This is a genomic window from Bradyrhizobium sp. USDA 4510, from assembly GCF_054059095.1.
In genome coordinates this window covers 7,511,377-7,536,725 of record NZ_JBSSBT010000001.1, presented here as the reverse complement: position 1 = coordinate 7,536,725, position 25,349 = coordinate 7,511,377, and the positions used below count along the sequence as shown (strand labels likewise).

Here is a 25,349-nt window from a genome sequence, read left to right as displayed (position 1 = left end):
TGGGGATCAGCTCTCTCCATGAGCAGCATCGCCTGCGGCTGACCCCCATCCCGACCTTCCCCCTTTCAGGGGGAAGGGGAATAAAGACCTGTCCCCGGATGTCGCTTCCCTCATCCGGGCTACGTTCTACGACTTGCGGCGTGACTTCCGCGCCTTCTTCTCGCCGATCTTGCCGGCCGCCGCGACCCGCAGCAGGCGGCGGAAGGTCGGGCATTCCATGTGGCTCGGAGCCGGGCAGACGGCGGCGTGGCGCAGGCCGTCGCGCATCGCGTTGAGCCTGCGGATGGTGCGGTCGAGCTCGTCGGCCTTGGCAGAAAGCATTTTCCGGTCGATGCGTGGTCTTCCATCGGGCGCGAACATCCTTGCGATCTCGTCGAGCGAGAAGCCGGAGGCGCGCCCGAGCGCGATCAGCGCCAGCCGGTCGAGCACGGCCGGATCGAACAGGCGGCGCAGCCCGCGCCGGCCATGCGAGGCGATCAGACCTTTCTCCTCGTAGAAGCGCAAGGTCGAGGCGCGCACGCCCGATAGCTCCGCCACCTCCGCGATATCGATGTCCCGCATGGCCCTTGACCTCAAGTTCACTTGAACTGGCAGTATCCAGCCCTATCGGTTGCGTAAGGCAAGCATCAACAAGGACGAGAATCATGGGTGTCGCAGCGCAAGTCGACGACGAGCAGGTCAAACTCTGGAACGGCGCCGCCGGCCGCGCCTGGGTCGAGACGCGCGAGGTGCTGGAAGGGATGTTCAGGCCGCTTGAAGAGCTGCTCCTTCAGGCGGTGTCCGATGCCGCGGCAAGCCGGGTGCTCGATATCGGTTGCGGCACGGGCGCCACGACTTTCGCTGTGGCCCGCGTGCTCGGCCGTCAAGGGCATTGCACCGGCATCGACATTTCCGAGCCGATGATCGCGGCGGCGCGCGCCCGCGCGGAGCGGGAGGGGCGGCCGGTCAGCTTCATCTGCGCCGACGCGCAGACCTATCCGTTCGCGCCCGCGAGCTTCGACATGATCATCTCGCGCCTCGGCGTGATGTTCTTTGCCGATCCGGTGCAGGCTTTCGCCAATCTGCGCCGCGCGGCCCGGCCGGATGCTGCGATCCGCTTCATCGCCTGGCGCGGCGCCGCCGAGAACCCGTTCATGACGACGGCGGAACAGGCAGCGAAGCCGTTGCTGCCGGATCTTCCGCCGCGGCGTCCCGATGCGCCGGGGCAGTTCGGCTTTGCCGACCGGAAGCGGGTCGAAACTATCCTGGAGGATAGCGGCTGGGACGCGATCGCGATCGAACCGGTCGATGTCGCCCTCGGCTTTCCGGCATCACAGCTGGCCTGCTATGTGAGCTGGCTCGGCCCGGTCGGGACGATGCTGCAGGCGATGGAGGAGCCGCGCCGCACGCGAGTGATCGAGACCGTGCGCGGTGCGTTCGATCGCTACATCCACGGGACCGAGATTCGCTTCACCGCCGCCTGCTGGATGGTCGCGGCACGAGCGCCGGCGGAGGCCGCGCATGGTTGAAGCCGCGGAATTTGTGGCGAGCGCGGTGCTGACCGGGATCGGTGCGACCGTCGTGATGGACATCTGGGGGATGGTTCGAAAGCGCCTGCTTGGCATCCCGTCGCTGGACTATGCCCTGGTCGGTCGCTGGCTCGGCCATCTCGTATCCGCTCGCCTGCGCCACGACCGCATCGCCGCGTCACCACAGGTCGTGGGCGAACGGGTCATCGGATGGACCGCGCATTATCTGATCGGGATCGGCTTTGCCGGCGTGCTGCTTGCGATCTTCGGCCTCGATTGGGCGCGGCAGCCCACCATCGCTCCGGCTCTGATGGTCGGGATCGGCAGCGTGGCCGCGCCGTTCCTGGTGATGCAGCCCGCGATGGGCGCCGGCATTGCCGCGAGCCGTACGCCCCATCCATGGGCGGCGCGGCTGCAGAGCCTCGTGACGCACACGGTGTTTGGGATTGGGCTTTATGCGGCCGGCTGGCTCGCGCACCCGTTCCTGAACTCGTAGCCCGGATGAGCGAAGCGCAATCCGGGAACAGTATCACCCCACGGCGCCAACCCCGGATTTCGCGGAGCCTGTCATCGGGCGCGCGTTCGCGCGACCCGTTGGCTCCATCCGAGCTACCTCTTCACCTCCCCTTGGAAAGGGGAGGTCGCTTTGCTCGCAGACCAAAGCGGGTGGGGATCTGCTCTCTCCACTTGCAGCAGAGCCCGCGGCTAACCCCCATCCCGACCTTCCCCCTTTCAGGGGGAAGGGGAAAGCATTCGTAGCCCGGATGGAGCGAAGCGTAATCCGGGAGCAGTATTACCTCATGGAGCGAACCCCGGATTTCGCTGCGCTTCATCCGGGCTACGAAATTATCGCCTTGCGGAATTACGTCGCGCGCTGCTTCAGCAGGTCGTCCAGGTCCAGCCGTCGCGTGAACATCGCGAGCTTGCCGTCCGCGCTGCGCGGCCATTCGGTCTCGGGGCGGTCCCAATAGAGCTCGACGCCGTTCTCGTCGGGATCGCGCAGGTACAGCGCCTGGCTGACGCCGTGGTCGCTGGCGCCGTCGAGCTGGATGCCGGCCGACAGCACCCGGTGCAGCGCATCGGCGAGCGCCGGGCGGGTGGGATAGAGGATGGCGGTGTGGAACAGGCCCGTGGTGCCCGGCGGCGGCGGATGGCCGCCCTTGCTCTCCCAGGTGTTGAGGCCGATGTGGTGGTGATAGCCGCCGGCCGAGATGAAGGCCGCGTCCGCGCCCAGGCGCTGCTGCAGCTCGAAGCCGAGCACGCCGCAATAGAAGCCGAGCGCGCGCTCGAGATCGGCCACCTTGAGGTGAACATGCCCGATCCGGGTGCCCGCGATGATGGGGGGATTCTCTGGCATGAGCGGACCCCGTTGACGTCAATGCCCCTGCCATCAGGGGCGAGGTTTCGCCGCCTGATATAGTCCGGATTTGCCGACGCCGGAGCGTTCGATCCGGAAACGCAAGGTTTTCGAAAGGCGCCACGGTCCGCCGGCGTCTAGCAGAGCTCCGACAGCTCGCCGCCGGGCAGCTGGAACTCGAACGTGTTCAGCGTCATCGACACCATGGTGTAGTAGCCGCAGAGGCCGATCACCTCGACCAGGCCGCGCTGGCTCAGCACCTCGACCGCCTCGTCATACAGTGCCTTCGGCAGGCCGTGACCTTCGTGCAGCGCCTTGGCGACGTCGTAGATCACCCTGGCCTTGGGATCGTCGAACGTCGGCGTCCGGCGCACGCGAATGTCCTCGATGATCTTCGGGTCGAGGCCGCCCTTCAGCGCCAGGCGCTTGTGGGCATACCATTCGTAATGCGCGGTCCAGTGCCGCGCGGTGACGAGGATCGCGATCTCCGACAGCTTTGGGGGAAAGATCGTGTCGAAGCGCAGCACCTCGCCGAGCCGCGTCGCATGCCGTGCCATCTCCGGGCTGTTCAGCCAGGCCATCATCGGCGCCGGTGGCGCGCCGCGCTTGCCGGCGATCGACTCGTCGTAGGTTTCTTTCTGGGCGGCGTTCATTTCGCTAGGCGAAAGCAGCTTCAGCCGCATGTCCGTTTCCTCTTGTTTTTCAAGCGTTACCCCATCTCGGCGATACACCCGATCGCGCGCAGTGAGTAGCGACGCCAGAGCATGGCGCGGCCGCGAGGCATATTGAATTCGGCGGCTGCGTAGGTCTAAGGTCGAATCCAATTCGACGATTTTTTGACTGGAAACGCACCATGGCCGACCTCGAGAAATTCCGCGCGGAGACCCGCGCCTGGCTGGAGCAGAATTGCCCGGCGGAGATGCGCAAACCGATGACCTCGGATGGCGACACCTTCTGGGGTGGCCGCAACACGAAATTCTCGTCCGAGGCGCAGCGCGTCTGGTTCGAGCGGATGCGCGACAAGGGCTGGACCGTGCCGCATTGGCCGAAGGAATATGGCGGCGGAGGCCTCGACGGCGAGGAGGCCAAGATCGTGCGCCAGGAGATGGCTGCGATCGGCGCGCGTCAGCCGCTGACCTCGTTCGGCATCTCCATGCTGGGACCGGCGCTGCTGAAATACGGCACCGAGGAGCAGAAGAAGGAGCATCTGCCGAAGATCACCGCGGGCCTGATCCGCTGGTGCCAGGGCTATTCCGAGCCGAATGCCGGCTCCGACCTCGCCTCGCTGCAGACCCGCGCGGTCGGCGACGGCGACGATTACATCATCAACGGCCAGAAGATCTGGACGTCCTACGCCAACTACGCCGACTGGATCTTCTGCCTGGTGCGCACCGATCCGGCGGCGAAGAAGCATGACGGCATCAGCTTCATCCTGTTCGACATGACCTCGAAGGGCGTGTCGACCAAGCCGATTCTCCTGATCTCGGGCTATTCGCCGTTCTGCGAAACCTTCTTTGACAATGTTCGCGTGCCGAAGTCGCATGTCGTCGGATCAGTCAATCGCGGCTGGGATGTCGCGAAATATCTGCTGCAGCACGAGCGCGCGATGATCTCCGGCATGGGCGAGCGCGGCGTCGGTCGTCCGCTCGGCCAGATCGCCGCCGACTCGGTCGGTGCGGACGCGCAGGGCAAGCTCGATGACGCGCAGCTGCGCAGCCAGATCGCGAGCTTCGAGGTCGACGAGGCCGCGCTCGCTGCCGCCGCCGAGCGCGCGGTCGATCTTGCCAAGGCCGGGCAATCGCATCCGGCGTTCTCCTCGGCGATGAAATATTACGGCACCGAGCTCAACAAGCGCCGCTATGAGATCCTGATGTCGGCCGGCGGCATCGACGCGCTGGAATGGGAGAGCGACAGCTCCAAAGGCGGCGCCCGCCCGCGCGCCTGGCTGCGCACCAAGGCCAATTCGATCGAGGGCGGCACCTCGGAGGTGATGCTCGGCATCGTCGCCAAGCGCATCCTCGATTTGCCGGGCGCGTGATCGCTGCACCGTCGTTCCGGGGCGTCGCGAAGCGGCGAACCCTAATGCGCAGTTGCGCATTGTGGAACCTCGAGATTCCGGGTTCGATGCTGTCGCATCGCCCCGGAATGACGAACTCAGACCGTTGCTTAGAACGTTAGATCGGATTTCCTATGGCCCTCGTCCTCACCGAAGAACAATCCATGCTGCGCGACAGTGCGCGCGGTCTCATCAGCGACAAGGCGCCGGTGGCGCATCTGCGCGGCCTGCGCGATGCCAAGGATGCCACCGGCTTCTCGCGCGATCTCTGGAAGACATTTGCGGAGATGGGCTTCTCCGGCCTGCTGGTGCCGGACCAGTTCGGCGGCAGCGGGCTCGGTTGCGTCGAGGCCGGCATCGTCATGGAGGAGATCGGCCGCACCTTGATGCCGTCGCCGTTCCTCGCGACCTCGGTGCTCGCCGCCTCGGCGCTGTCGCGCGGCGGCAGCGAGGCGCAGAAGGCGCAGCATCTGCCGAAGATCGCCGACGGCTCGCTGCTGGCGGCGCTCGCGATCGATGAGGGCGCCAAGCATCGCCCGCTGCAGACCAAGTTGCAGGCCACGCGCTCCGGCAACGGCTTCAAGCTGTCGGGCGACAAGGCCTTCGTAGTCGACGGCCACACCGCCGACCTCCTGATTGTCGCCGCGCGCGGCGCGGGCAGCGCCGGCGACAGGAACGGGCTGACGCTGTTCCTGGTCGATCCGAAGGCGAAGGGGCTCGCGGTCGAGCGCACCGCGATGGTCGATTCGCACAACGCGGCGCGCATCGTGTTCGACAATGTCGAGGTCAACGCCGACAGCGTGCTCGGCGAAGTCGATCAGGGCTTTGGGCTGCTCGAGGGCGTGCTCAACATCGGCCGCGGCGCGGTGGCGTCCGAAATGGTCGGCCTCTCCGACGAGGTGTTCGGCCGCACCGTGGCCTATCTGAAGGAGCGCAAGCAGTTCGGCAAGGCGATCGGCGAATTCCAGGCGCTGCAGCACCGTGCCGCGCAGCTCTACATCGATATCGAGATTACGCGCGCCGCTGTGTTGAAGGCGCTGCAGGCGCTCGACACGGACATCGACAAGGCGGCCACCGCGGTCGCGGTGGCAAAGGCCCGCGCCGGCACCACTGCGACGCTGGCCGTGCAGGAGGGCGTGCAGATGCATGGCGGCATGGGCATGACCGACCAGTTCGACATCGGCTTCTTCATGAAGCGCGCCCGCGTCTGCCAGGAGCTGTTCGGCGACAGCAACTTCCACACCGACCAGCTGGCGAGCGGCAAGGGGTATTGATCTTCGCCGCGTCATTGTCGCTACGCAACACGCTGTCATCGCCCGGCTCGCCGCCTTCGCTCAAGCTTCGGCGCGCCTGAAAGCGAAAGCCTCGTCGAAGCCTTGGCGTAGACGGGACCGGGCGTTCCAGTATTCCAGAGACGTCGGCGCTTGAGCCGAGAAGCCGCGGCGTACTGGATCACCCGCTTTCGCGCGGGTGATGACAGCGGTGAGGGCGGCTTGGCATAGGCTCGTCATTGCGAGCGAAGCGAAGCAATCCATCTCTCCACTTGTGGCGAAATGGATTGCTTCGTCGCTTCAGCGCAAAATTGCTTTGCAATTTTGTCGCGACCTCCTCGCAATGACGATGGAGAGTCTACCGGATCGGCGGCGCGTACTGGACGCCGCCGGCGTTCCAGAGCTGGTTCATGCCGCGCGGGATCTTCAGCTTGGAGTCTGCGCCGACGTTGCGGTCGTAGACCTCGCCGTAATTGCCGACATGGCGGATGATGCGCACCGCCCAGTCCTTGGTCAGACCGAGATCCTCGCCATAGCTGCCCTCGGTGCCGACCAGCCGCATCACCTCCGGCTTCTTCGACTTCAGCGCCTCGTCGATGTTCTTCGAGGTGATGCCGAGCTCTTCGGCGTTGATCATGGCGTACAGCGTCCACTTCACGATCATCATCCAGTCGTCGTCGCGCAAGCGCACCACCGGCGCCAGCGGCTCCTTGGAGATGATGTCGGCGAGGATCGTGTGGTCGCTCGGCTTGGCGAGGTTGAGCCGCAGCGCATAGAGCTGCGAGGCGTCCGATGTTAGCGTATCGCACTGGCCGGAGTTGTAGGCGTTCACGACGTCGTCCAGCTTGTCGAACTTCATCTCCGTGTACTTCATGTTGTTGGCACGGAAATAGTCGGCGAGATTGAGCTGCGTCGTGGTGTTGGCCTGCACGCAGACCTTGCTGCCGTTCAGGTCGAGCGCGGAATCGATGTTGCGCGAGCGTGGCAGCATGAAGCCCTGGCCGTCATAATAGGCGACCGCGGGGAAATAGAGGTCGTAATTGGTCTCGCGCGACATGCTCCAGGTGGAGTTGCGCGAGAGGATGTCGACCTTGCGGTTCTGCAGCTCCTTGAAACGCTCGCTGGCGTCGAGCGGAACGAACTTCGCCTTCGACGGGTCGTCGAAGATCGCCGACGCGACCGCGCGGCAGAAGTCGACGTCGAAGCCGGTCCAGTTACCCTTGTCGTCCGGGATCGAGAAGCCCGGCAGGCCCTTGTTGACGCCGCACAGCACGTCGCCGCGGCGGACGGTGCGCTTCAGCGTGCGGGTGTCGTAACGCTCATAGGTGATGGCGGCGGCCGCAACCAGCGCGGCGATCGCGAGCCCGATCGTCAGGCCGCCTCGAAATGTACGCATGGGTTCTCTCTCGCGAAGGATCGGGGAAATCAGGACGGATATCGAAGGCGGGTAGAGATCAGAGTTCGGGCTTCTGCCGGATGATCACCTTGGTGCCGACCGGAACGCGGTTGTAGAGATCGGCGACGTCGTTGTTGACCAGGCGGAAGCAGCCGGAGGAAACGGCGGTGCCGATGGTGTCGGGCCGGTTGGTGCCGTGGATGCGGTAGACCGTGGTGCCGAGATACATCGCGCGTGCGCCGAGCGGATTGCCCGGGCCGCCCGCCATGAAGCGCGGCAGATAGGGCTGGCGCGCGATCATTTCCGGCGGCGGCACCCAGTCGGGCCACTCGGCCTTACGGGTGATGCTCACGAGGCCCTGCCATTGAAAGCCTTCGCGGCCGACGCCGATACCGTAGCGGAGCGCGCGGCCATTGCCCTGCACCAAATAAAGATGGCGCTCGGCGGTCGCGACGATGATGGTGCCCGGCGCCTCACTGGTCCGGTAATATACGACCTGCTTCTGCCATTCCGGGTCGAGCTCGTAGCCGTCGTCAGCAACAAGGCCGGGCTCGTCGGCGTCCGGGCGGTTCTGGGCGAAGCCCTGCGACGTCGACAGCACGAGCGCGCCCGTCGCGATCAACATCCAGACCAGGTGACGAAACTTCGTCATTGAAAGCTCTCCTTGTTGGCACGCGGCCAAATGGTTGCTCCACCCGCAAATCAGGCAGCATCAAATCTCAGCGGCAGCTTGATGGCAAGCTTAGGGCGGCATCACAGGTATATCCCTGTAATGCTTCTGTTTTTTGTCATTGATTGTCGCGGCACGTTGCGCGGGCCGCCTCATTTCGGCGCGATCCAGAGTCGCAAGGCGAACGAGATCAGCGCCACGGTGCCGACGCCGCCGAGCCAGAGCGCTGCGAACCACAGCAGGCGCTGGCCGAGCGGCCGCTGATTCGGGCTCTCGGGCATCAGTGGTATCCGTGGCCGGGGCGCACCTTGCCGCGGAACACCCAATAGGCCCAGGCGGTGTAGCCGAGGATCAGCGGCACCAGGATCGAGACGCCGACCAGCATGAAGACCTGGCTGTTGGTCGGTGCCGCCGCCTGCCAGATCGTGATGCTCTGCGGCACGATGTACGGATACATGCTGATGCCGAGTCCGGCATAGGACAGCGCGAACAGCCCGAGCGTCAGGAAGAACGGCTGGTGGTCGTTCTTGTTGCTCAGCGCGCGCAGCAGCAGTGCGGTGACGGCGGCGACCGCGATCGGCACCGGCGCGGTGAGGATGATGTTGGGCCAGGCGAACCAGCGCTGGGTGTACTGCACGCTGAGGAAAGGCGTCGCGATGCTGACGGCGCCGATTGCGCCCAGCATCGCGACCAACAACATCCAGCTCAGATGATAGGCGCGGTCGCGCAGCTCGCCCTCGGTCTTCATCACCAGCCAGGTCGCGCCGAGCAGCGCGTAGCCGATCACCAGCGCGACGCCGGTCAGGACGCTGAACGGCGTCAGCCAATCCCACCAGCCGCCGGCGTATTGGCGGCCCTCGACATGGATGCCCTGCAGGATGGCGCCGAGCGCGATCCCCTGCGCCAGTGTCGCAAGCAGCGAGCCGCCGGCGAAAGCGATATCCCATTTGTTGCGCGCCTTCTGGGTCCGCCAGCGGAATTCGAAGGCGACGCCGCGGAACACGAGGCCGAGCAGCATCGCGATCATCGGCGTGTAGAGCGCCGGCATCAGCACCGCATAGGCCAGCGGAAACGCCGCCATCATGCCGCCGCCGCCGAGCACCAGCCAGGTCTCGTTGCCGTCCCACACCGGCGCCACCGTGTTCATGATGACGTCGCGGTCGGTCTTTTGCGGAAACAGTGGGAACAGGATGCCGAGGCCGAGATCGAAGCCGTCCATCACGACATAGACGAACACGGCAAAGGCGATGATGAAGGCCCAGATCGTGGCGAGATCGATCATCGCGCGCCCTCCACGGCTGCGCCCGCCGCCGGCGTGATGCCGGCCGCGCGGGCCGGAAGATCCTTCGTCGGGCCTTGCTCGCCGGGATGCGGCGGCTGCGCCATCAGCCGCAGGATGTAGATCACGCCCGCGGTGAACACGGCGAAATAGACGATGATGAAGGCGATCAGCGACGAGCCCACCGCGGGCGCCGCCAGCGGCGACGCCGAATCGGCGGTCCGCAGCAGCCCGTAGACCGTGAACGGTTGCCGCCCGGTCTCCGTGGTGATCCAGCCCGCGAGCACCGCGATGAAGCCGGCGGGGCCCATCAGCACGGCGAAGCGATGCAGCAGCGACGACTGGTACATCATCCCCCGCCAGCGCATCAAAAGGCTGAGCAGGCCGAGCCCCATGATCAGGAAGCCGAGGCCGACCATGATGCGGAACGACCAGAAGGTGATCGGCACCGGCGGCCAGTTCTCGCGCGGCACGGTGTCGAGGCCGGCCAGCGGCGCGTCGAGCGAATGCTTCAGGATCAGCGACGACAGTTTCGGCACCTCGATCGCATACTTGACCTTCGCTTCACGCTGGTCGGGCCAGCCGAACAGGATCAGTGGCGCGCCGTCCTTGTGGCTCTGGTAATGCCCTTCCATCGCCATCACCTTGGCGGGCTGGTGCTCCAGCGTGTTGAGGCCGTGCTGGTCGCCGGCGAGGATCTGGATCGGCGCCACGAGGGTGGCCATCCACATCGCCATCGAGAACATCACGCGCGCTCCCGCCAGATGCTGGTCGCGCAGCAGATGCCAGGCGCCGACCGCGCCGACCACGAGCGAGGTGGTAAGGTACGCCGCCAGCACCATGTGCACGAGGCGATAGGGGAACGACGGATTGAAGATCACCTTGAGCCAGTCGGCGGCGACGAACTGGCCATCGGCGTTGACGGCGTGGCCGGTCGGTGTCTGCATCCAGGAATTGGCCGACAGAATCCAGAACGCCGAGATCAGCGTGCCGATCGCGACCATCAACGTCGCCACGAAGTGCAGCCTGGGGCCGACGCGCTCGAGCCCGAACAGCATCACGCCGAGGAAGCCGGCTTCCAGGAAGAATGCGGTCAGCACCTCATAGGCCATCATCGGGCCGATCACCGGCCCGGTCTTGTCGGCAAAGGACGACCAGTTGGTGCCGAACTGGTAGGACATCACGATGCCCGAGACCACGCCCATGCCGAACGCGACCGCGAAGATCTTCAGCCAGTAATTGAACAGGTTGATGTAGACCTCGCGCCTGGTGGCAAGCCACAGCGCTTCCAGCACCGCGAGATAGCTCGCAAGCCCGATCGAGAATGCGGGAAACACGATGTGGAACGACATCGTGAAAGCGAATTGCGCGCGGGCGAGTACGACCGCATCCCAGCCTTCGAACATTACGCACCATCCGTCGTCGACCTGGCGTGGACCTTACCACGTCAGCTGTGACGACAAAGAGGGCGGATTGTCCGACTGGAGCGGGTTGAGTTTTGGCTGGATCGGCTTGGCGCGGTCCCGGTTCACCTCTCCCCGTCGGGGAGAGGTGAGCTTTCGACGCCGTTCCAGCTCAACCTGATTTTCATCAGGCTTTAGCTGTTGGCGTTGAGCAGCCGCGCGACGGTGCGGTCGATCTCGTCGTACTGTCCCTCGCCGGCGTGCTGGAACACGATCTTGCCGTTCTGGTCGATCACGTATTGCGCCGGCCAATACTGGTTGCGGTAGGCGTTCCAGGTCTGCGAATTGTTGTCCTGCGCCACCGGATAGAGGATGCCGTGCCGCTTCAGCGCCGCCTGTACGTTGGAGGCCGAATGCTCGAACGGGAATTCCGGCGTGTGGACACCGATCACGACGAGGCCGCGATCCCGGTACTTCGAATAGAGCTGGGTGACGTGCGGCAGCGTGTTGACACAGTTGACGCAGCCATAGGTCCAGAAATCCACCAGCACGACCTTGCCGCGCAGGTCGGCGAGCCTGAGCGGCTGCGAATTGAACCAGTTGCTGATGCCGACGAATTCGGGCGCGGTCTGGCTCTGTCCGGTTGTCATGGCGATCGCCCGCGGCACTGGCTGTGCCGGCGCGTCTGACTCGGTGCAGAGGCCGGGAATGACGGCGCCGCCGAGGCCAAGGCCCGTAACCAGAGCGGATACGGCAATCAAGCGCAGGGACATCGATATCTCCTTTGGCTTACAGGCCGATCTGGCCGTTGGGATAGAACTGGGTCAGCCACGCCACGATCAGCGTGTCGTATTGCAGGTAGGACAGCGCGGCGAATGCGACGATCACGACGCCGAAGCCCTGCTGCAGGCGCGGCGCGATCCGCGCCATGCTGCGCGCGCGCGTGGTGACGGCCTGTCCGCCATAGGCAATCGCAAGCATCGGGATCGCGGCGCCGATCGCGTAGGTGACGAGCTGCAGGCTCGCCCACGCGGTGTCCTTCGAGGTCGCGACGATGGTCAGGATCGAGCCGAGCACGGGGCCGGCGCACGGCGTCCACACCAGGCCGAGCGTAGAGCCGAGCACGAAGCCGCCGAACAGGCTTTGCGACGGCGCGGCATGACCGAGGCTGCCCCCTTGTTTGGACGTGTTTTCTTGACGCGAACCGGTATCCACTTCGCTCGAAAACGCTTTGGTAGCGCCGGTGAGCCGGATCGACAGCCATTCGAACGGCGCCGGCCAGATCATCAGGAGGCCGAAGCCCGCGAGCAGCACGGCCGCGCCGGTCCGCAGCACGTTCGGATCGAAATCGAAGGCGCGCGTGATCGCGCTCAGCAGCAATGCCACCGCAGAGAATGACATCACGAAACCGAGCGCGATCATCGCGGGCCGCGCCTTGCCGGTCTGGCCTATCGATACCCCGAGCAGGATCGGCAGCATCGGCAGGGTGCAAGGGGCGGCGACGGTGGCGACACCGGCAAGCAGGGCAAGGGCAAGGCTGAGCATCGTCATCCGTCCATCAGAGTCCCGGCGCGCCAGAGGGCCGTGCCGGGTACGCCTGATGTTCTTCGCGAGGACGGTTTGGCCGTTACGGCGGGCCGGTCGCGGGCCGCGTCACGTCTGTGTGAGGCGAGGTGCACTCGGCTTCACGACGTCGCGCCAAATACAGAGCGACCCGGCTGGGGGGCATCCCGGCCGGGTCGTTGGAGGCTACTTGGGAGGTTAGAACGAAGAGGTATCGAAATCGGTTCAGTGGATTGGAGTTGGGGTTGCGTCGTTGGATATAGGTATAGAGGTCGCGTTTTTCCGGGTGATGTCGTCGATTGTTTCAATTGTTTCGTCGCCTGGTTTTTTCGGCTTCGTGGATAATTGCCCGGGTCGCGCGATTTCCCTTTAAGGTATTGAATTTGCAGTCTTTTATGCGGCGACGCTATCCACGCCGGCACCCCGCAGGAGGTCGGCGAGCTGCTTGCGGGCATAGAACATGCGGGTCTTCACCGTGCTCTGCGGGATCCCGATGATCTGCCCGGCCTCCTCGACCGACTTCTCATGGTAGTAGACCAGATTGATGATCTCGCGGTGAGCCGGCGACAGCTTGGCCACGCAGGCGCGGAGGATCTCGCTGGTGGTGGCGCGATCGAGCGAGGTTTCCGGCGTGTCGGCGCCGTCGGCGATCTCCAGCACGTCGTCCTGGTCGATGTCCTCATGCTTGCGCTGGCGTAGCGCGGTCAGCGCCTTGAAGCGGGCGATCGAGAGCAGCCAGGTCGAGACCTGCGAGCGGCCCTCGAATTGGGCCGCGGTGCGCCAGACGTCCAGGAACACCTGGCTCACCAGGTCCTCGGCCATCGTGGTGTCGCGCACCATGCGGAGCACGAAGCGGTAAACCCGGACGTTATGACGGGAATAGAGCGTGTGCATCGAGGTGCGGTTATTCTTGGCGATACGCGCGAGCAGCGTTTCATCCGAGGTCGCGCGAGCAGCGTCGATATGCTTCGTGGCTGCAGAGTTGATGGCGATGACGTTCGGCATGACAGGCTCCCAGTTCGCCGTTGGGCGGCGGTTCGTTGGGAGAATTGTTAGTTACGGCCCGTTTCCGGATGTCTGCGCGAAAAGCGGAAAATGGTTTCGTGAACGGGAGAATTGTTTCGTCGCCGGCCCGACGACGAAACATCCGGGACCAAAAAGCCAATAATTTCAATGCGAGGAAAATTCGAACGGCCGGATTCCCGCCGTCGGAACGAATCCGGCTGTTATGACTTCTGGCACTGTCGGGGCTTATTCGGCCGCCTGCAGCGAGGGCGCCGCCTTTTTCGGGGCAATCCAGAACGCATCGGGCCGTTCGAACAGGAAATTGGCCCGCGCCGCCAGCGCCAGCCGCCAGATCACGAGCGAGCCGGCGACGCCGACCGCGGTCACGATCAGCGAGATCAGGCCGATGTCGTGGATGACGCCGAAGCGCAGCAGAAGGGTGCGTGACGCCGCCATCGGCAGGAAGAAGGCGAGATAGATCACGATCGAATGCTCGCCGCAGAAGCGCAGGAAGCCAAGCCAGTGCGCGCGCGCCAGCAGCGTGCCGGTCACGATGATCGCGCAGGCGCCGGCAAAGCCGAGTGCCAGCGAGACGACCGGCCATTCGCTCACCTCGAGCGCAACCAGGCCGCCATTGATCAGCGCCCAGAGCCCAAGCCCGAGCAGGGCAAGCGCAGGCCGTGCCCGCGCGCGGTCCGAGAGCGCGAACACGTAATCGGCGAGGACATAGCCGGTGTAGAAGTAGACGAAGCGGGAGCAGAACTCGTCGATCACGGTCCAGCCGGTCGCGACATGCGCGGTCTCCAGCGCTGCTGCGATCAGCCAGATCACGAGCGGGTGGACGTTGCGCGCGAGCTTGGTGACGACGAAGAAGATCGGCAGCAGATAGATGAACCACAGCGTGCCGAACGGCTCGATGAAGGATTCGAGGTATTGCAGTCCAACCTGGGGCCAACCGGTCTCGGCGGCCAGCGACGGCGCCTTGAAGCCGAACTGGATCGTCACCCAGAGCACGTAGAAATAGGCGAAGTGCATCACCTTGCGGTCGAGATAGGTGCGCCAGTCGCGATCGATCACGACCGACAGGAACAGGCCCGAGATCAGGAAGAAGTCAGGCATCCGGAACGGCTTCGCGAACATCACGACGTAATGCATGAAGCCGGTCTGCTCGGCGGCCTTCTCGACCCCCAGCACCGAATGCATCATCACGACCATGATGATGCAGATGCCCTTGGCATAGTCGACCCAGTCGACGCGTCCGCTCGCGCCTGGGGCGGAACGATCTGTCGCAGCGGCTGTGCCGTTCGTGGTCATCTTTGTCTCGTTTCGGCGTGATCGGGCCTATCATCGGCCCGATCGGTTGCTTTCTCCTTTATTGATACAAATGGTGTGCCACCAAACCGGACCTTTCCGCGGGTTTCCCGTAGCCGGCGAATGGTCTAAGAGGCCGAGGAATCCAAGAGAAGAGACCATTTGTTAACCATGGGACGCACCGGCCCGAGCGCCACTGCGATGATGAAAGTCCTTGCCGCGCCAATTCGATAGTCCGCTGCCGATCGACGCCGTGCTCGACGAGCTCGATCGCGCGCTTGAGGGCCACAACGCCGCGGTGCTGGTGGCGCCGCCGGGCGCCGGCAAGACCACGCGCGTGCCGTTGGCGTTGCTCGATGCCCCCTGGGCGAAGGGCAAGAAGATCATCGTGCTGGAGCCGCGCCGCATCGCCGCGCGCGCCAGCGCGGAGCGGATGGCGAAGACGCTCGGCGAGCGTGCCGGCGAGACCGTCGGCTATCGCGTGCGCTTCGGCTCGAAGGTGTCGCGCGCGACGCGGATCGAGGTCGTCACCGAAGGCATCTTCTCGCGCCAGATCCTCGACGATCCCGAGCTCAACGGCGTCGCCGCGGTGCTGTTCGACGAATTCCACGAGCGCTCGCTCGATGCCGATCTCGGGCTGGCGCTGGCGCGCGACGCGCAGACCGGCCTGCGCGAGGATCTGCGGATCCTCGTGATGTCGGCAACGCTCGACGGTGCACGCGTCGGAAAACTGCTCGGCGACGCGCCGGTGGTCGAAAGCGAGGGGCGCGCCTTTCCGGTCGAGACCCGTTACGTCGGCCGCAAGGTCGACGCGCCGCTGGAGCGGCAGATGGCCGAGACGATCGCGACCGCGCTGCGTGCCGATGCCGGCTCGGTGCTTGCCTTCCTGCCGGGCGCCGCCGAGATCCGCCGCACCCAGACCTTCCTCACTGAGCGTGTGCACGACGCCTCTGTCGAGATCGTGCCGCTGTTCGGCGCGCTCGATGCCAGCGTGCAGGATCGCGCCATCGCGCCGGCGCCGAAGGGCACCCGCAAGGTGGTGCTGGCGACCTCGATCGCCGAGACCTCGCTGACCATCGAGGGCGTCCGCATTGTGGTGGACTCTGGCCTTGCGCGGGTGCCGCGCTACGAGCCAGACATTGCATTGACGCGGCTCGAGACCGTGCGGGCGTCGCGCGCCGCGGTCGATCAGCGGCGCGGCCGCGCCGGCCGCATCGAGCCCGGCGTCTGCTACCGGCTCTGGGACGAGCCGCAGACCGCGTCGCTGCCGGCCTACACCGCGCCCGAAATCCTCTCCGCCGATCTGTCCTCGCTGGTGCTCGACCTCGCGCAATGGGGCGTCAGCGATCCCGCGGGCCTTGCCTTCCTCGATCCACCGCCGGGACCGGCGCTGAAGGAAGCCAGATCGCTGCTGTCGGAGCTCGGGGCGCTCGACGGTGATGGCCGCATTACAGACGAAGGGCAGAGCCTGCGCGCGCTGGCGCTGCCGCCGCGGCTGGCGCGCATGATCGTGGATTCCGCTCGCTTCGGTATGGGCGAGGAGGCGGCCGAGATCGCCGCGGTTCTGACCGAGCGCGGGCTCGGCGGCGACAGTGTCGATCTCGACGTCAGGCTCGACCAGTTCCGCCGCGACCGTTCGCAGCGCGCATCGAGCGCTCGCAGCATGGCGGCGCGCTGGGCCGCGCAGGTGAAGTCGGCTGTCGGCGAAGCGAAGGATCTCTCCACCGGCGTCATGCTGGCCTTCGCATTCCCGGATCGGGTCGCCCGGAACCGCGGCAATGGCAGCTTCGTGCTGGCCAACGGCCGCGGCGCCGCCGTCGAGCAGACCGCGGCGCTGGCGCGGCTGCCTTATATCGCGGTCGCCGAACTGACCGGCACGGCCGCGAGCGGCCGCATCCTGCTGGCGGCGCCGATCACCCAGGAGGAGATCGAGCAGCGTTTCGCCGACCAGATCGAGAACGTGGAAGAGGTGACGTTCGACCGCGGCGCGATGGCGCTGCGCGCGCGGCGCCGGCGTTCGCTGCACGCGATCACGCTGTCGGAAGCACCGATGTCGCTGTCGCCCTCGGCCGAGACCGCGCGCGTCTTCGCCGACGGGCTCATCGCGGCCGGGCTCGACCGGTTGCCGTGGTCGAAGCACTCCAAGCAATGGCGCGACCGTGTCATGTTCCTGCGCAAGGCCGAGGACGAGAGCTGGCCCGATCTGTCCGACACCGCGCTCGCCGCGCGTGCCGACGACTGGCTGGTGCCGGCGCTCTACGACAAGACCGGGCTGAAGGACCTGTCCGCCGGCGACCTGTCGGACGCGCTGATGGCGTTGCTGCCGTGGGAATTGCGCGCGCGGCTCGATCGCGAGGCGCCGACGCATTTCGAGGCGCCGACCGGAACGCAGCTCGCGATCGATTACGAGGCCGAGCAGGGCCCGACCATCGCGGTGCGGCTGCAGGAGCTGTTCGGGCTCAACACCCATCCCTCGATCGCCAAGGGCGCGGTGCCGCTGGTGCTGGAACTGCTGTCGCCGGCACAGCGGCCGGTGCAGGTGACGCGCGATCTGCCCGGCTTCTGGCGCGGCAGTTACGCTGCGGTGCGTTCCGACCTGCGCGGCCGCTATCCGCGCCATCCCTGGCCGGAAGATCCCGCCAGCGCGATGCCGACCAGGCGCGTGAAACCGCGCGGCACGTGACGGGTCGCGAATCTCATGCATCGCCATCATTGCGAGGAGCGATAGCGACGAAGCAATCCATCGTTCCGCGCATGCCGCACGATGGATTGCTTCGCTTCGCTCGCAATGACGGGCATAGACCCGCACCATCCGGGACGTAACGCTGGCGAGCGTCCGCAAACGGTGGTTAGATTTGCACGCTGGGATGGGATCACGGGCTCGCAGTTTGGGGAGGTCACCGTGGAGATCAAGAACGCATCGCCGTCGCTGTACAACGAAGACCTGGCGCCGGCCAAGGAACGTAACTGGGGCGCCTTCAGCATCTTCAACGTCTGGACCTCGGACGTGCATAGCCTGTGGGGCTATTATCTCGCCGCCAGCCTGTTCCTGCTCTGCGGCAGCTTCGTCAATTTCATCCTCGCGATCGGCGTCGGGTCGCTGGTGATCTTCGTGCTGATGAGCCTGATCGGCAATGCCGGCGTGAGGACCGGCGTGCCCTATCCGGTGCTGGCGCGCGCCTCGTTCGGGGTCTGGGGCGCCAACATTCCGGCGCTGGTCCGCGCCGTCGTCGCCTGCTTCTGGTACGGGGCGCAGACCGCGGCGGCCTCGGGCGCGATCGTTGCGCTGCTGACGCGCATCGACAGCTTCAAGGCGTTCCACCAGTCCAGCCATATGCTCGGCCATTCCACGCTCGAGGTGATCTGCTTCGTCGTGATCTGGGCGCTGCAGCTCCTGATCATCCAGCGCGGCATGGAAACGGTGCGGCGCTTCCAGGACTGGGCGGGACCTGCGGTGTGGTTGATGATGCTGATCCTTGCGATCTATCTGTGCATCGCGGCCGGCGGCATCTCGCTCACCGCGCCGATCCCGCAGGACGTGCTGCTGGAGAAGACCAAGGAGGCTGGCGTACCCGGCGTGCCCGGCTCGTTCCCGGCGCTGTGCGCCGTCGCCGCGACCTGGATCACCTATTTCGCCGCGCTCTATCTCAACTTCTGCGACTTCTCGCGCTATGCGCCGGATGCAGCCGCGCTGCGCAAGGGCAATATCTGGGGCCTGCCGGTCAATCTGATCCTGTTCTCGCTGGTCGCCGGCGTCACCACGATCGCGGCGTTCAACGTCTATCACGAGGTGCTGCTGCATCCCGACCAGATTTCGGCGAAGTTCGACAGCTGGTTCCTGGCGCTGCTCGCGGCGGTCACCTTCGCGGTGGCGACGCTCGGCATCAACGTCGTCGCCAATTTCGTCTCGCCGGCGTTCGATTTCTCGAACGTGTTTCCGCGGCATATCGACTTCAAAAAGGGCGGCTACATCGCGGCGCTGATCGCGCTGGCGCTGTATCCGTTCGCGCCCTGGGAGGGCAGCGCCGCCTCGTTCGTCGGGCTGATCGGCGCGACGATGGGACCGATCTTCGGCGTCATGATGGTCGACTATTACCTGATCGCCAAAGGCCGTGTGAACGTGCCGGCGCTGTATCAGGAGAACGGCGAATATCGCTTCCAAAACGGCTGGAACGTCAGCGCGCTGATCGCCGCCGGCATCGGCGCGCTGTTCTCGTCGGTGCTGCCGAACTTCACCTCGATCCTGCCGGCGTGGTGGGCGGTCTATGGCTGGTTCTTCGGTGTCGGGATCGCGGGCGCGGTCTATTACGCGCTGCGCGTTGCGATGCCGAGCCCGGTCGCCAGGACGGCCTGAGAGACGGCCTGAGGGCCGGAAATTGCGGCCCTCGCGGGCGACCGACGTCATTCGGCCGCCCCTTGGGGCTCGCATTAACCCTTCGCTCATCCTTTTCGCCAAAATGGCAGGCTCGTGCCGCCGCCCTCGCTCGCGGCGGGGCGGGCGGCGTGGTGAAATTGCGTGTTCGGTTTTCCGAGTATGGTGTCATGCGTAACCTGATGATTTTCGCGGCCATCCTGATCGGGCTGGGCACCTTCATGGCTCAGATGGCCAGCAAGATGTCGCCCGCCGCCGCGACCACCACAAAGCAGACCATGGCCCCAGCCGTCACGGTGGCGCAGGCCAGCGCCCGCACGCTCAGTATTGCGCCCGATCCTCGCGGTCATTTCGCGACCGACGGCCGGATCGACGGCCAGCGCATCAACTTCATGGTCGACACCGGCGCCTCGGTGGTAGCCCTGAACGAAACGTCCGCGGCACGCTTCGGCCTGCGTCCGGTGCCGGGCGATTACACCTCGCGCGTCACCACTGCCAACGGCACCATCAAGGCCGCGCGCGCCCGCATCGCCATGATCGAGATCGGCGGCCTCACCGTGCGCGACGTCGATGCCCTGGTGCTGCCCGACGAGGCGCTGTCGGAAAACCTGCTCGGCCTGTCCTTCCTGTCGAAGCTGAAGCGCTTCGAATATGCCAACGGCAAATTGTTGCTGGAGCAGTAAGGCCGATTGGCATCAAAGCCTATCCAAGTCTTCCGCCGGATGTCTTCCTCCGTGATGCGCATCGTCTCCTCAGAACGGCAGAAATTCCGCCGAAACTGAGGAAGGCGGACACACGAGTCGCCGCGAGGGAATTCAGTGCGCTGCTTGTTCACATTTTGGGAATGAGAGCGTAGTCGAGTCGATCTTCGCGACGGCGCGGCATTTGCGCCAGACGTTCGCGGGCAACGTCAGACCTGAGGCGCTTTCGCAGAGCGTCGCGCCGATCTCCCGCCGTGCTCACTGTAAATCCCTACTGCACTCTCTGATATAGCCGGGCGGGTCGTCGACATTCGGGCAGCGCACGACCTGAACGCAAAAGACTTCATCACCGTGTTTGAATATCGAGACTTTTAAACGCTCGCCTCTCTCCGTCGGTTTCCCGGTAATAGCTATGCCTAGGCCGGCATCGTCACCCGATAGCGACACCTCATCTTCCCCAAAAGGAAAAACGGATAAACACTCTTTCGGCACATCAATCCATTGCCCATTGTGTTCAATGCGCATCGACCGTTCCAAGCCTACCCCAAACCCTTTCTTTTCCGGGTTTCGGTCGCAAACTGCCTTGAGGGTGCGAAGTTCGATCTTCGCAAGATCCCCGCCTTGTTGATTTTTGAAAGTCAAAGTCACGACACCGGCTTACACCAGGGGCCCGAGTTTGCCTTGCATACCGTTGAATTGGCGAGCAGAAGGCATAAGGCTCCGGCGAGCACGAACATTTTCATCGGCATGACTCAATATTTGTATCGATTCCAATCAGGCATTCTCGACCCCGTTGGCTTGCCGTGAAGCCAATACAAATAGCTCCCATCCCAAGATCCAACCCACGCTCGATAATCCGGAGTTTTCTGCGAATAAGCCTTCGCATTGTCTAGATCTCCATCAATCTCGTGCTGATCATCCCAGTGCATGTGCCGACGTGCCACCGCACCGCTGTCGCCAAACCCCACACCACCGCCCAGCGCTCCGTCTTGGAATCCGCGCGCTATCTGATCGTAGTAATTCCGCGCGCTATCTGATCGTAGTAATATAGTCCGCCGCGCTTATGAATTTCCACGCCCAGTTCCGGGATAAAGCCCCTGCTCTTGGTCTCTTCCGGGTAATATTGGGCACCAAGGTCTATCATTTCCTTACGGGCAGCGTCCCATGCGCGCTCCGCGCTCTCGAAACCGATCCCCGCATTGCGGCTCGGAAAGTCGCCACCTTCGGCGCCGCCAAAGCGCTTGATGCCAGCGACGCCACCCGATCCGCTGGGGCTGTTGCCAGTCGCCGGCCCGTTGACGCCGGGCTGACCGGCTGCTGTCGCGGGCTGCTGCGGCTGGGGTTGCGCTGGTTGAGTCGGTGTCGGCGGCTGCTGAATCTGCGCCTGTTGAGTTACGCCATCCGCGGCGAACGGGTCGTGGTCAACGGGAACGAGCGAGTAGTCATCGAAATCCGGCTGATGGTCCACCGGCACCAGAAAGTAATCAGGCATCATCAATCACCTACAGATATTGCGGACACCTTCGGGGGAGCCAGCGCGTGACTGCACCTCGCGGAGAGGGCTGGGTTGGCTTTAGATGTTTGAAGCCAAGTGCTTGAAGGATGGCTTGCGCAATGGCGCGGAAGTGTCGCTTCCGGTTCGGCTTGCAAATCGTCTTCGCCGGACGCCCGCCTGTCGGCGGGGGCGGCCTTGGCCGTCAGCCAGTTCGGCTCGCTGCGGTGGCCGATTTCGGCGCGCTGCTGGGTCGGAGCGATTAGCGGTCAAGCAGCGCGTAGGGCGCAACAGCGCGGCGTATTGCGCCGGCGTGCAAGTATTGGCCGACGCCAAATCTGGCGCAATTATTAGCCACCAGCCCCAGTCTCTGCTTTCGCCCGGCCCGCGCATTCGCTAAAGGCTGCGACGATGTTTTTCTGCATACGACCATAAGGCCGAACCATGTTTCCCAAGCCGAAATCCGCGCTGGTTCCGAACACCTATGCCTTCGAATCCGAGCCGATGGTGAAGCCGACCGGGTTTCGCGAGTACGATGCGCGCTGGCTGTTCAACAAGGAAATCAACCTGATGGGCGTGCAGGCGCTGGGCATGGGGCTCGGCGCGCTGATCGCGGAGCTCGGCGTCCGCCAGGAGATCGTCACCGGTCACGATTTCCGCGGCTATTCCGCCTCGATCAAATACGCGCTGATCTCGGGGCTGATGGCGGCGGGCTGCAAGGTGCATGACATCGGGCTCGCGGTGACGCCGATGGCCTATTTCGCGCAGTTCGATCTCGACGTGCCCTGCGTCGCCATGGTCACCGCCTCGCACAACGACAATGGCTGGACCGGCGTCAAGATGGGCGCCAACCGTCCGCTCACCTTCGGTCCTGACGAGATGTCGCGGCTGAAGGCAATCGTGCTCAACGCCGAATTCAACAACACGGCTGGCGGCTCCTATCAATTCCACGAGAATTATCCGGCGCGCTACATCGCCGACCTCACCAGCCGGCCGAAGCTGAAGCGCAGGCTGAAGGTCGTCGCGGCCTGCGGCAACGGCACCGCGGGCGCGTTCGCGCCGCAGGTGCTGGAGGCGATCGGTTGCGATGTGATCCCGCTCGACACCGAGCTCGATCACACCTTCCCGAAATACAATCCGAACCCCGAAGACATGGAGATGCTGCACGCGATCCGCGATGCGGTGCTGGCGCACAAGGCCGATGTCGGCCTCGGCTTCGACGGCGACGGTGACCGCTGCGGCGTGGTCGACAACACCGGCGAGGAGATCTTCGCCGACAAGGTCGGCGTCATGCTGGCGCGCGACATGTCGGCGATCAACGCCAACGCGCAGTTCGTCGTCGACGTGAAGTCGACCGGGCTGTTCGTGACCGATCCCGTCTTGCAGAAGCAGGGCGCGAAGACGGTCTACTGGAAGACCGGCCATTCCTACATGAAGCGGCGCACCAATGAGCTGGGCGCGCTCGCCGGCTTCGAGAAGTCGGGCCACTTCTTCTTCAACAAGCCGTTCGGCCGCGGTTATGACGACGGCCTGGTGTCGGCGATCGCGATCTGCGAAATGCTCGACCGCGCCCCCGGCAAGTCGATGGCCGACCTGAAGAACGCGCTGCCGAAGACCTGGTCGTCGCCGACCATGTCGCCGCATTGCGCCGACGAGGCGAAGTACGGCGTCGTCGACGCTGTCGTGAAGCACTTCGAGGCGTTGCAGCAGCACGGCGGGAAGGTCGCGGGCCAGAACATCCGCGACCTCGTCACCGTCAATGGCGTGCGCGTCACGGTCGAGGACGGCAGTTGGGGCCTGGTGCGCGCGTCCTCGAACAAGCCGGAGCTCGTGGTCGTGGTGGAAAGCCCGGTCAGCGAGCGGCGCATGCACGACATGTTCGAGGCGATGGATGCCGTGCTGCGCACGCATCCCGAGGTCGGCGAGTATAATCAGAAGATTTGAGCTGGGTGCTCCTGGGTCGTCATTGCCGGGCTTGACCCGGCAATCCATCTCGGAAAAGCTTTCTTGAAAATCGATGGGCACGCGGGTCAAGCCAGCGTGCGACGGTCGGTGTCCGCAGCTTCACGCCGCCCGCAGCGAGGCCAGGAAGCGGTCCAGCTCGGTCTTCAGCCACTCCGATTGCGACGACAGGCCGTTGGCCGCATCGAGCAGTTGTGCGGTCGCGCTGCCGGCCTGTTCGGAGGCGCGGTTGACGTTGAGGATGCCCTTGTTGACGTCCCGCGTGCGATCGGCGGCCTGCTGCAAATTGCTGGAAATCTCACGGGTCGCCGCGCCCTGCTGATCGACGGCGGCCGCGATCTCGCCGGAGACCTGGTCGATCTCCGCGATCGTGGACCCGATGGTCCCGATCGCGCTGACGGCCGCGCCGGTCGCGCTCTGGATATCCTGGATCTGGGCCGAAATCTCCTCGGTCGCCTTGGCGGTCTGGTTGGCCAGTGCCTTGACCTCGCTTGCGACCACGGCGAAACCGCGGCCATGCTCGCCGGCGCGCGCCGCTTCGATGGTGGCGTTCAGGGCGAGCAGATTGGTCTGGCTGGCGATGCTCTGGATCAACGTCACCACCTCGCCGATCTTCTGCGTGCCGGCGGCAAGGCCTTCGACGACGCTGTTGGTGCGGCGTGCCTCGTCGGCGGCCTTGGCGGCGATCCGCGCCGAGCGCGTCACCTGCTCGGCGATGTTGTTGATCGAGGCCGTCAGCTCTTCGGTCGCGGACGCGACGGTTTCCACATTGCTCGAGGCCAGCGTCGATGCGGAGGCGGCGGCGGTGGCCTGGCGGATGGTTTCCGCGTTGCTGCCGTTCATCGTTGCCGACAGGTCCTGCATCGCGCCGGCCGCCACCGCGACGGCCTCGACGACCTCGCCGATCTTGCGCTCGAAGCCGGCGGCGAGCTCGCGCCGCGCGGCATCGCGATCCTGCTTGGCGCGTTCGGCCTCGATGCGCTCGGCGTTGGCGCGCGCCTCGGCGGCACCGGCGGCCTCGGCCTCCGCCGCCTTCAGCGCCGACGTCCTGAACAGTTCGGCAAGCGTGTGCGCGAGCCAGATCAGCACGCCGGCCTCGATCAGCAGGATCACGGCGTGGAGAACGACGCGACCGAAATCGGCGCCGCCGGGATAGATCGCAGCCGGCAGGATGAAATTCAGCGTCAGGTGGTGCAGGGCAACCGCCAAAGTGCCGGCGACGATCGGCCGATAGTCGCAATAGGCGACGAGGCACGCCAGCGCGGCGAAGAAATACATGTGCATGTCGACCTGCCAGCGGTGGCCGGCAAACTGGTAGACCAGTATCGACACGCCGGCCATCAGGGCCACGGCAACGATCAGGCGGGTTGAAACGCCGTTCCCCGAGACGCGCCACGACAACGTCGCGGCCAGCGCCATCGCGACCGTGAAGCCGGCCGGCATCAGCCAGTCGGTGTGCAGTGTGATGCCGACGATGATCGCGATCGGAACGTGCAGCCACAGCACCACGAGCAGGATCTTGCTCGCCGTCTCGCGCAGCGCGGCCATTTCATCGCCTTCGAAGGTCATCCCCAACCCCCAGATCGTCATCCGCCGTGAAGCAGCCGGCGATCGCCTGCGGATCCATGGTCAGCAAGGCGCCGGCCTCGTACAGCCGGCCCAGCCCGCCATTGCGGTCAGGCCGCACCACCAGCAGGGCCGGGATCGCGGTCATCCGAACGATCGACGCATCGGCGGATGCGGCGGCCAGCAGCGCGCGCTCGGCGCGCCACCATGGCGGAAAGGCCACGGCCACCACATCGCTGCCCGCACGCACCTTTAGCGACAGCGTTGCGACCGCGATCCAGCTCGCGATCAACAATGCGGCCGCGCCCAGCCAGGCAGGCCGTCGTCTCGCTGGGATGATCTCCCCCGGCTCCATCGCAGCATGATACCGCTGCCGGCGCTAACTTCAGGTAAATACCGAACCGGCGAACTACCTGGGAGCGTATCGACCTATCGTG

24 protein-coding genes are annotated in these 25,349 nt (G+C 65.1%); 8 read left to right on the top strand and 16 right to left on the bottom strand.

What is annotated here, in order from left to right:
* Positions 1-126: 126 nt before the first annotated feature.
* Positions 127-561 (bottom strand): helix-turn-helix domain-containing protein, encoded by a 435-nt coding sequence (locus ACVMDN_RS35135; protein ID WP_057019001.1) that lies wholly within the window; start codon positions 559-561, stop codon positions 127-129.
* Positions 562-644: 83 nt separating this feature from the next.
* Between ACVMDN_RS35135 and ACVMDN_RS35130 the strand changes: the two genes are divergently transcribed.
* Positions 645-1,508 carry a class I SAM-dependent methyltransferase gene (locus ACVMDN_RS35130; RefSeq protein WP_076834900.1) on the top strand — a complete coding sequence of 288 codons (864 nt, stop codon included), beginning with the start codon at positions 645-647 and terminating at the stop codon, positions 1,506-1,508.
* A complete protein-coding gene (locus ACVMDN_RS35125) occupies positions 1,501-2,004 on the top strand; it encodes a DUF2938 domain-containing protein (RefSeq protein ID WP_076834901.1) in 504 nt (167 codons plus the stop codon). Before ACVMDN_RS35130 ends, ACVMDN_RS35125 begins: the two co-directional genes overlap by 8 nt.
* Before the next feature lie 366 nt (positions 2,005-2,370).
* On the opposite strand, the gene ACVMDN_RS35120 is transcribed toward ACVMDN_RS35125, so the two are convergent.
* On the bottom strand, positions 2,371-2,865 hold the full coding sequence (locus ACVMDN_RS35120) for a VOC family protein (protein WP_076834902.1): 495 nt from the start codon (positions 2,863-2,865) through the stop codon (positions 2,371-2,373).
* Positions 2,866-3,002: 137 nt separating this feature from the next.
* Positions 3,003-3,548, bottom strand: a complete 546-nt coding sequence (locus ACVMDN_RS35115; RefSeq protein WP_038385649.1) for a carboxymuconolactone decarboxylase family protein — start codon at positions 3,546-3,548, stop codon at positions 3,003-3,005.
* Between the two features lie 170 nt (positions 3,549-3,718).
* Here ACVMDN_RS35115 and ACVMDN_RS35110 point away from each other — a divergent pair, with 170 nt between their 5' ends.
* The gene (locus ACVMDN_RS35110) at positions 3,719-4,903 is read left to right on the top strand and encodes an acyl-CoA dehydrogenase family protein (protein WP_076834903.1); all 1,185 of its coding nucleotides are present in this window, start codon (positions 3,719-3,721) and stop codon (positions 4,901-4,903) included.
* 152 nt (positions 4,904-5,055) lie between these two features.
* Entirely contained in the window at positions 5,056-6,195 is a 1,140-nt protein-coding gene (locus tag ACVMDN_RS35105) for an acyl-CoA dehydrogenase family protein (protein WP_076834904.1), read from the top strand.
* 355 nt (positions 6,196-6,550) lie between these two features.
* Here ACVMDN_RS35105 and ACVMDN_RS35100 read toward each other — a convergent pair whose 3' ends face one another.
* The 9 genes from ACVMDN_RS35100 to ACVMDN_RS35060 form a co-directional block, all read right to left on the bottom strand.
* On the bottom strand, positions 6,551-7,588 hold the full coding sequence (locus ACVMDN_RS35100; RefSeq protein ID WP_141339963.1) for an amino acid ABC transporter substrate-binding protein: 1,038 nt from the start codon (positions 7,586-7,588) through the stop codon (positions 6,551-6,553).
* Between the two features lie 58 nt (positions 7,589-7,646).
* Positions 7,647-8,240, bottom strand: coding sequence for a L,D-transpeptidase (locus ACVMDN_RS35095; protein ID WP_057018994.1), 594 nt, complete (start codon positions 8,238-8,240; stop codon positions 7,647-7,649).
* Positions 8,241-8,410: 170 nt separating this feature from the next.
* Positions 8,411-8,539: a DUF2474 domain-containing protein gene (locus tag ACVMDN_RS35090; RefSeq protein ID WP_141339964.1), complete on the bottom strand. Its 129-nt coding sequence runs from the start codon at positions 8,537-8,539 to the stop codon at positions 8,411-8,413.
* On the bottom strand, positions 8,539-9,540 hold the full coding sequence (cydB, locus tag ACVMDN_RS35085) for a cytochrome d ubiquinol oxidase subunit II (protein WP_057018993.1): 1,002 nt from the start codon (positions 9,538-9,540) through the stop codon (positions 8,539-8,541). The genes ACVMDN_RS35090 and cydB overlap by 1 nt, the downstream gene beginning before the upstream one ends.
* Positions 9,537-10,943 (bottom strand): cytochrome ubiquinol oxidase subunit I, encoded by a 1,407-nt coding sequence (locus ACVMDN_RS35080; protein WP_057018992.1) that lies wholly within the window; start codon positions 10,941-10,943, stop codon positions 9,537-9,539. The genes cydB and ACVMDN_RS35080 overlap by 4 nt, the downstream gene beginning before the upstream one ends.
* 191 nt (positions 10,944-11,134) lie before the next feature.
* Entirely contained in the window at positions 11,135-11,713 is a 579-nt protein-coding gene (locus ACVMDN_RS35075) for a thioredoxin family protein (RefSeq protein ID WP_076834906.1), read from the bottom strand.
* 16 nt (positions 11,714-11,729) lie between these two features.
* Positions 11,730-12,485, bottom strand: a complete 756-nt coding sequence (locus tag ACVMDN_RS35070; RefSeq protein WP_076834956.1) for a cytochrome c biogenesis CcdA family protein — start codon at positions 12,483-12,485, stop codon at positions 11,730-11,732.
* A gap of 411 nt (positions 12,486-12,896) precedes the next feature.
* The gene (locus tag ACVMDN_RS35065; RefSeq protein ID WP_057018990.1) at positions 12,897-13,508 is read right to left on the bottom strand and encodes a sigma-70 family RNA polymerase sigma factor; all 612 of its coding nucleotides are present in this window, start codon (positions 13,506-13,508) and stop codon (positions 12,897-12,899) included.
* A gap of 246 nt (positions 13,509-13,754) precedes the next feature.
* Complete coding sequence (locus ACVMDN_RS35060; RefSeq protein WP_076834907.1) at positions 13,755-14,822, bottom strand: acyltransferase family protein; 1,068 nt, start codon at positions 14,820-14,822, stop codon at positions 13,755-13,757.
* A 211-nt stretch (positions 14,823-15,033) separates the two neighbouring features.
* On the opposite strand from ACVMDN_RS35060, the gene hrpB reads away from it, so the two are divergent.
* The 3 genes from hrpB to ACVMDN_RS35045 all read left to right on the top strand — a co-directional run bounded on the left by hrpB (position 15,034) and on the right by ACVMDN_RS35045 (position 19,874).
* Positions 15,034-17,502: an ATP-dependent helicase HrpB gene (hrpB, locus tag ACVMDN_RS35055; protein WP_076834908.1), complete on the top strand. Its 2,469-nt coding sequence runs from the start codon at positions 15,034-15,036 to the stop codon at positions 17,500-17,502.
* A gap of 219 nt (positions 17,503-17,721) precedes the next feature.
* Positions 17,722-19,173, top strand: coding sequence for an NCS1 family nucleobase:cation symporter-1 (locus tag ACVMDN_RS35050; RefSeq protein WP_057018987.1), 1,452 nt, complete (start codon positions 17,722-17,724; stop codon positions 19,171-19,173).
* A 188-nt stretch (positions 19,174-19,361) separates the two neighbouring features.
* Positions 19,362-19,874 (top strand): TIGR02281 family clan AA aspartic protease, encoded by a 513-nt coding sequence (locus tag ACVMDN_RS35045; RefSeq protein WP_092078840.1) that lies wholly within the window; start codon positions 19,362-19,364, stop codon positions 19,872-19,874.
* A gap of 276 nt (positions 19,875-20,150) precedes the next feature.
* On the opposite strand, the gene ACVMDN_RS35040 is transcribed toward ACVMDN_RS35045, so the two are convergent.
* The gene (locus tag ACVMDN_RS35040) at positions 20,151-20,540 is read right to left on the bottom strand and encodes a hypothetical protein (RefSeq protein WP_141339966.1); all 390 of its coding nucleotides are present in this window, start codon (positions 20,538-20,540) and stop codon (positions 20,151-20,153) included.
* Positions 20,541-20,895: 355 nt separating this feature from the next.
* Positions 20,896-21,387 (bottom strand): hypothetical protein, encoded by a 492-nt coding sequence (locus tag ACVMDN_RS35035; protein ID WP_076834910.1) that lies wholly within the window; start codon positions 21,385-21,387, stop codon positions 20,896-20,898.
* Between the two features lie 441 nt (positions 21,388-21,828).
* Here ACVMDN_RS35035 and ACVMDN_RS35030 point away from each other — a divergent pair, with 441 nt between their 5' ends.
* Entirely contained in the window at positions 21,829-23,328 is a 1,500-nt protein-coding gene (locus ACVMDN_RS35030) for a phosphomannomutase/phosphoglucomutase (protein ID WP_076834911.1), read from the top strand.
* Between the two features lie 120 nt (positions 23,329-23,448).
* Here the strand turns inward: ACVMDN_RS35030 and ACVMDN_RS35025 are convergent, their stop codons facing one another.
* Positions 23,449-24,915 (bottom strand): methyl-accepting chemotaxis protein, encoded by a 1,467-nt coding sequence (locus tag ACVMDN_RS35025; RefSeq protein ID WP_076834912.1) that lies wholly within the window; start codon positions 24,913-24,915, stop codon positions 23,449-23,451.
* Entirely contained in the window at positions 24,896-25,207 is a 312-nt protein-coding gene (locus ACVMDN_RS35020; RefSeq protein ID WP_244559030.1) for a hypothetical protein, read from the bottom strand. Before ACVMDN_RS35020 ends, ACVMDN_RS35025 begins: the two co-directional genes overlap by 20 nt.
* Between the last annotated feature and the right edge of the window lie 142 nt (positions 25,208-25,349).

Excerpts from the sequence above, each read along its gene's own strand:
- ACVMDN_RS35070 (WP_076834956.1), bottom strand. The coding sequence starts at position 12,485 with ATGCTCAGCCTTGCCCTTGCCCTGCTTGCCGGTGTCGCCACCGTCGCC.
- ACVMDN_RS35125 (WP_076834901.1), top strand. The coding sequence starts at position 1,501 with ATGGTTGAAGCCGCGGAATTTGTGGCGAGCGCGGTGCTGACCGGGATC.
- ACVMDN_RS35025 (WP_076834912.1), bottom strand. The coding sequence starts at position 24,915 with ATGACCTTCGAAGGCGATGAAATGGCCGCGCTGCGCGAGACGGCGAGC.
- ACVMDN_RS35060 (WP_076834907.1), bottom strand. The coding sequence starts at position 14,822 with ATGACCACGAACGGCACAGCCGCTGCGACAGATCGTTCCGCCCCAGGC.
- ACVMDN_RS35130 (WP_076834900.1), top strand. The coding sequence starts at position 645 with ATGGGTGTCGCAGCGCAAGTCGACGACGAGCAGGTCAAACTCTGGAAC.
- ACVMDN_RS35095 (WP_057018994.1), bottom strand. The coding sequence starts at position 8,240 with ATGACGAAGTTTCGTCACCTGGTCTGGATGTTGATCGCGACGGGCGCG.
- ACVMDN_RS35090 (WP_141339964.1), bottom strand. The coding sequence starts at position 8,539 with ATGCCCGAGAGCCCGAATCAGCGGCCGCTCGGCCAGCGCCTGCTGTGG.
- ACVMDN_RS35135 (WP_057019001.1), bottom strand. The coding sequence starts at position 561 with ATGCGGGACATCGATATCGCGGAGGTGGCGGAGCTATCGGGCGTGCGC.
- ACVMDN_RS35105 (WP_076834904.1), top strand. The coding sequence starts at position 5,056 with ATGGCCCTCGTCCTCACCGAAGAACAATCCATGCTGCGCGACAGTGCG.
- ACVMDN_RS35035 (WP_076834910.1), bottom strand. The coding sequence starts at position 21,387 with ATGATGCCTGATTACTTTCTGGTGCCGGTGGACCATCAGCCGGATTTC.
- ACVMDN_RS35075 (WP_076834906.1), bottom strand. The coding sequence starts at position 11,713 with ATGTCCCTGCGCTTGATTGCCGTATCCGCTCTGGTTACGGGCCTTGGC.
- ACVMDN_RS35065 (WP_057018990.1), bottom strand. The coding sequence starts at position 13,508 with ATGCCGAACGTCATCGCCATCAACTCTGCAGCCACGAAGCATATCGAC.
- cydB (WP_057018993.1), bottom strand. The coding sequence starts at position 9,540 with ATGATCGATCTCGCCACGATCTGGGCCTTCATCATCGCCTTTGCCGTG.
- ACVMDN_RS35045 (WP_092078840.1), top strand. The coding sequence starts at position 19,362 with ATGCGTAACCTGATGATTTTCGCGGCCATCCTGATCGGGCTGGGCACC.
- ACVMDN_RS35080 (WP_057018992.1), bottom strand. The coding sequence starts at position 10,943 with ATGTTCGAAGGCTGGGATGCGGTCGTACTCGCCCGCGCGCAATTCGCT.
- ACVMDN_RS35110 (WP_076834903.1), top strand. The coding sequence starts at position 3,719 with ATGGCCGACCTCGAGAAATTCCGCGCGGAGACCCGCGCCTGGCTGGAG.
- ACVMDN_RS35115 (WP_038385649.1), bottom strand. The coding sequence starts at position 3,548 with ATGCGGCTGAAGCTGCTTTCGCCTAGCGAAATGAACGCCGCCCAGAAA.
- ACVMDN_RS35120 (WP_076834902.1), bottom strand. The coding sequence starts at position 2,865 with ATGCCAGAGAATCCCCCCATCATCGCGGGCACCCGGATCGGGCATGTT.
- ACVMDN_RS35100 (WP_141339963.1), bottom strand. The coding sequence starts at position 7,588 with ATGCGTACATTTCGAGGCGGCCTGACGATCGGGCTCGCGATCGCCGCG.
- ACVMDN_RS35030 (WP_076834911.1), top strand. The coding sequence starts at position 21,829 with ATGTTTCCCAAGCCGAAATCCGCGCTGGTTCCGAACACCTATGCCTTC.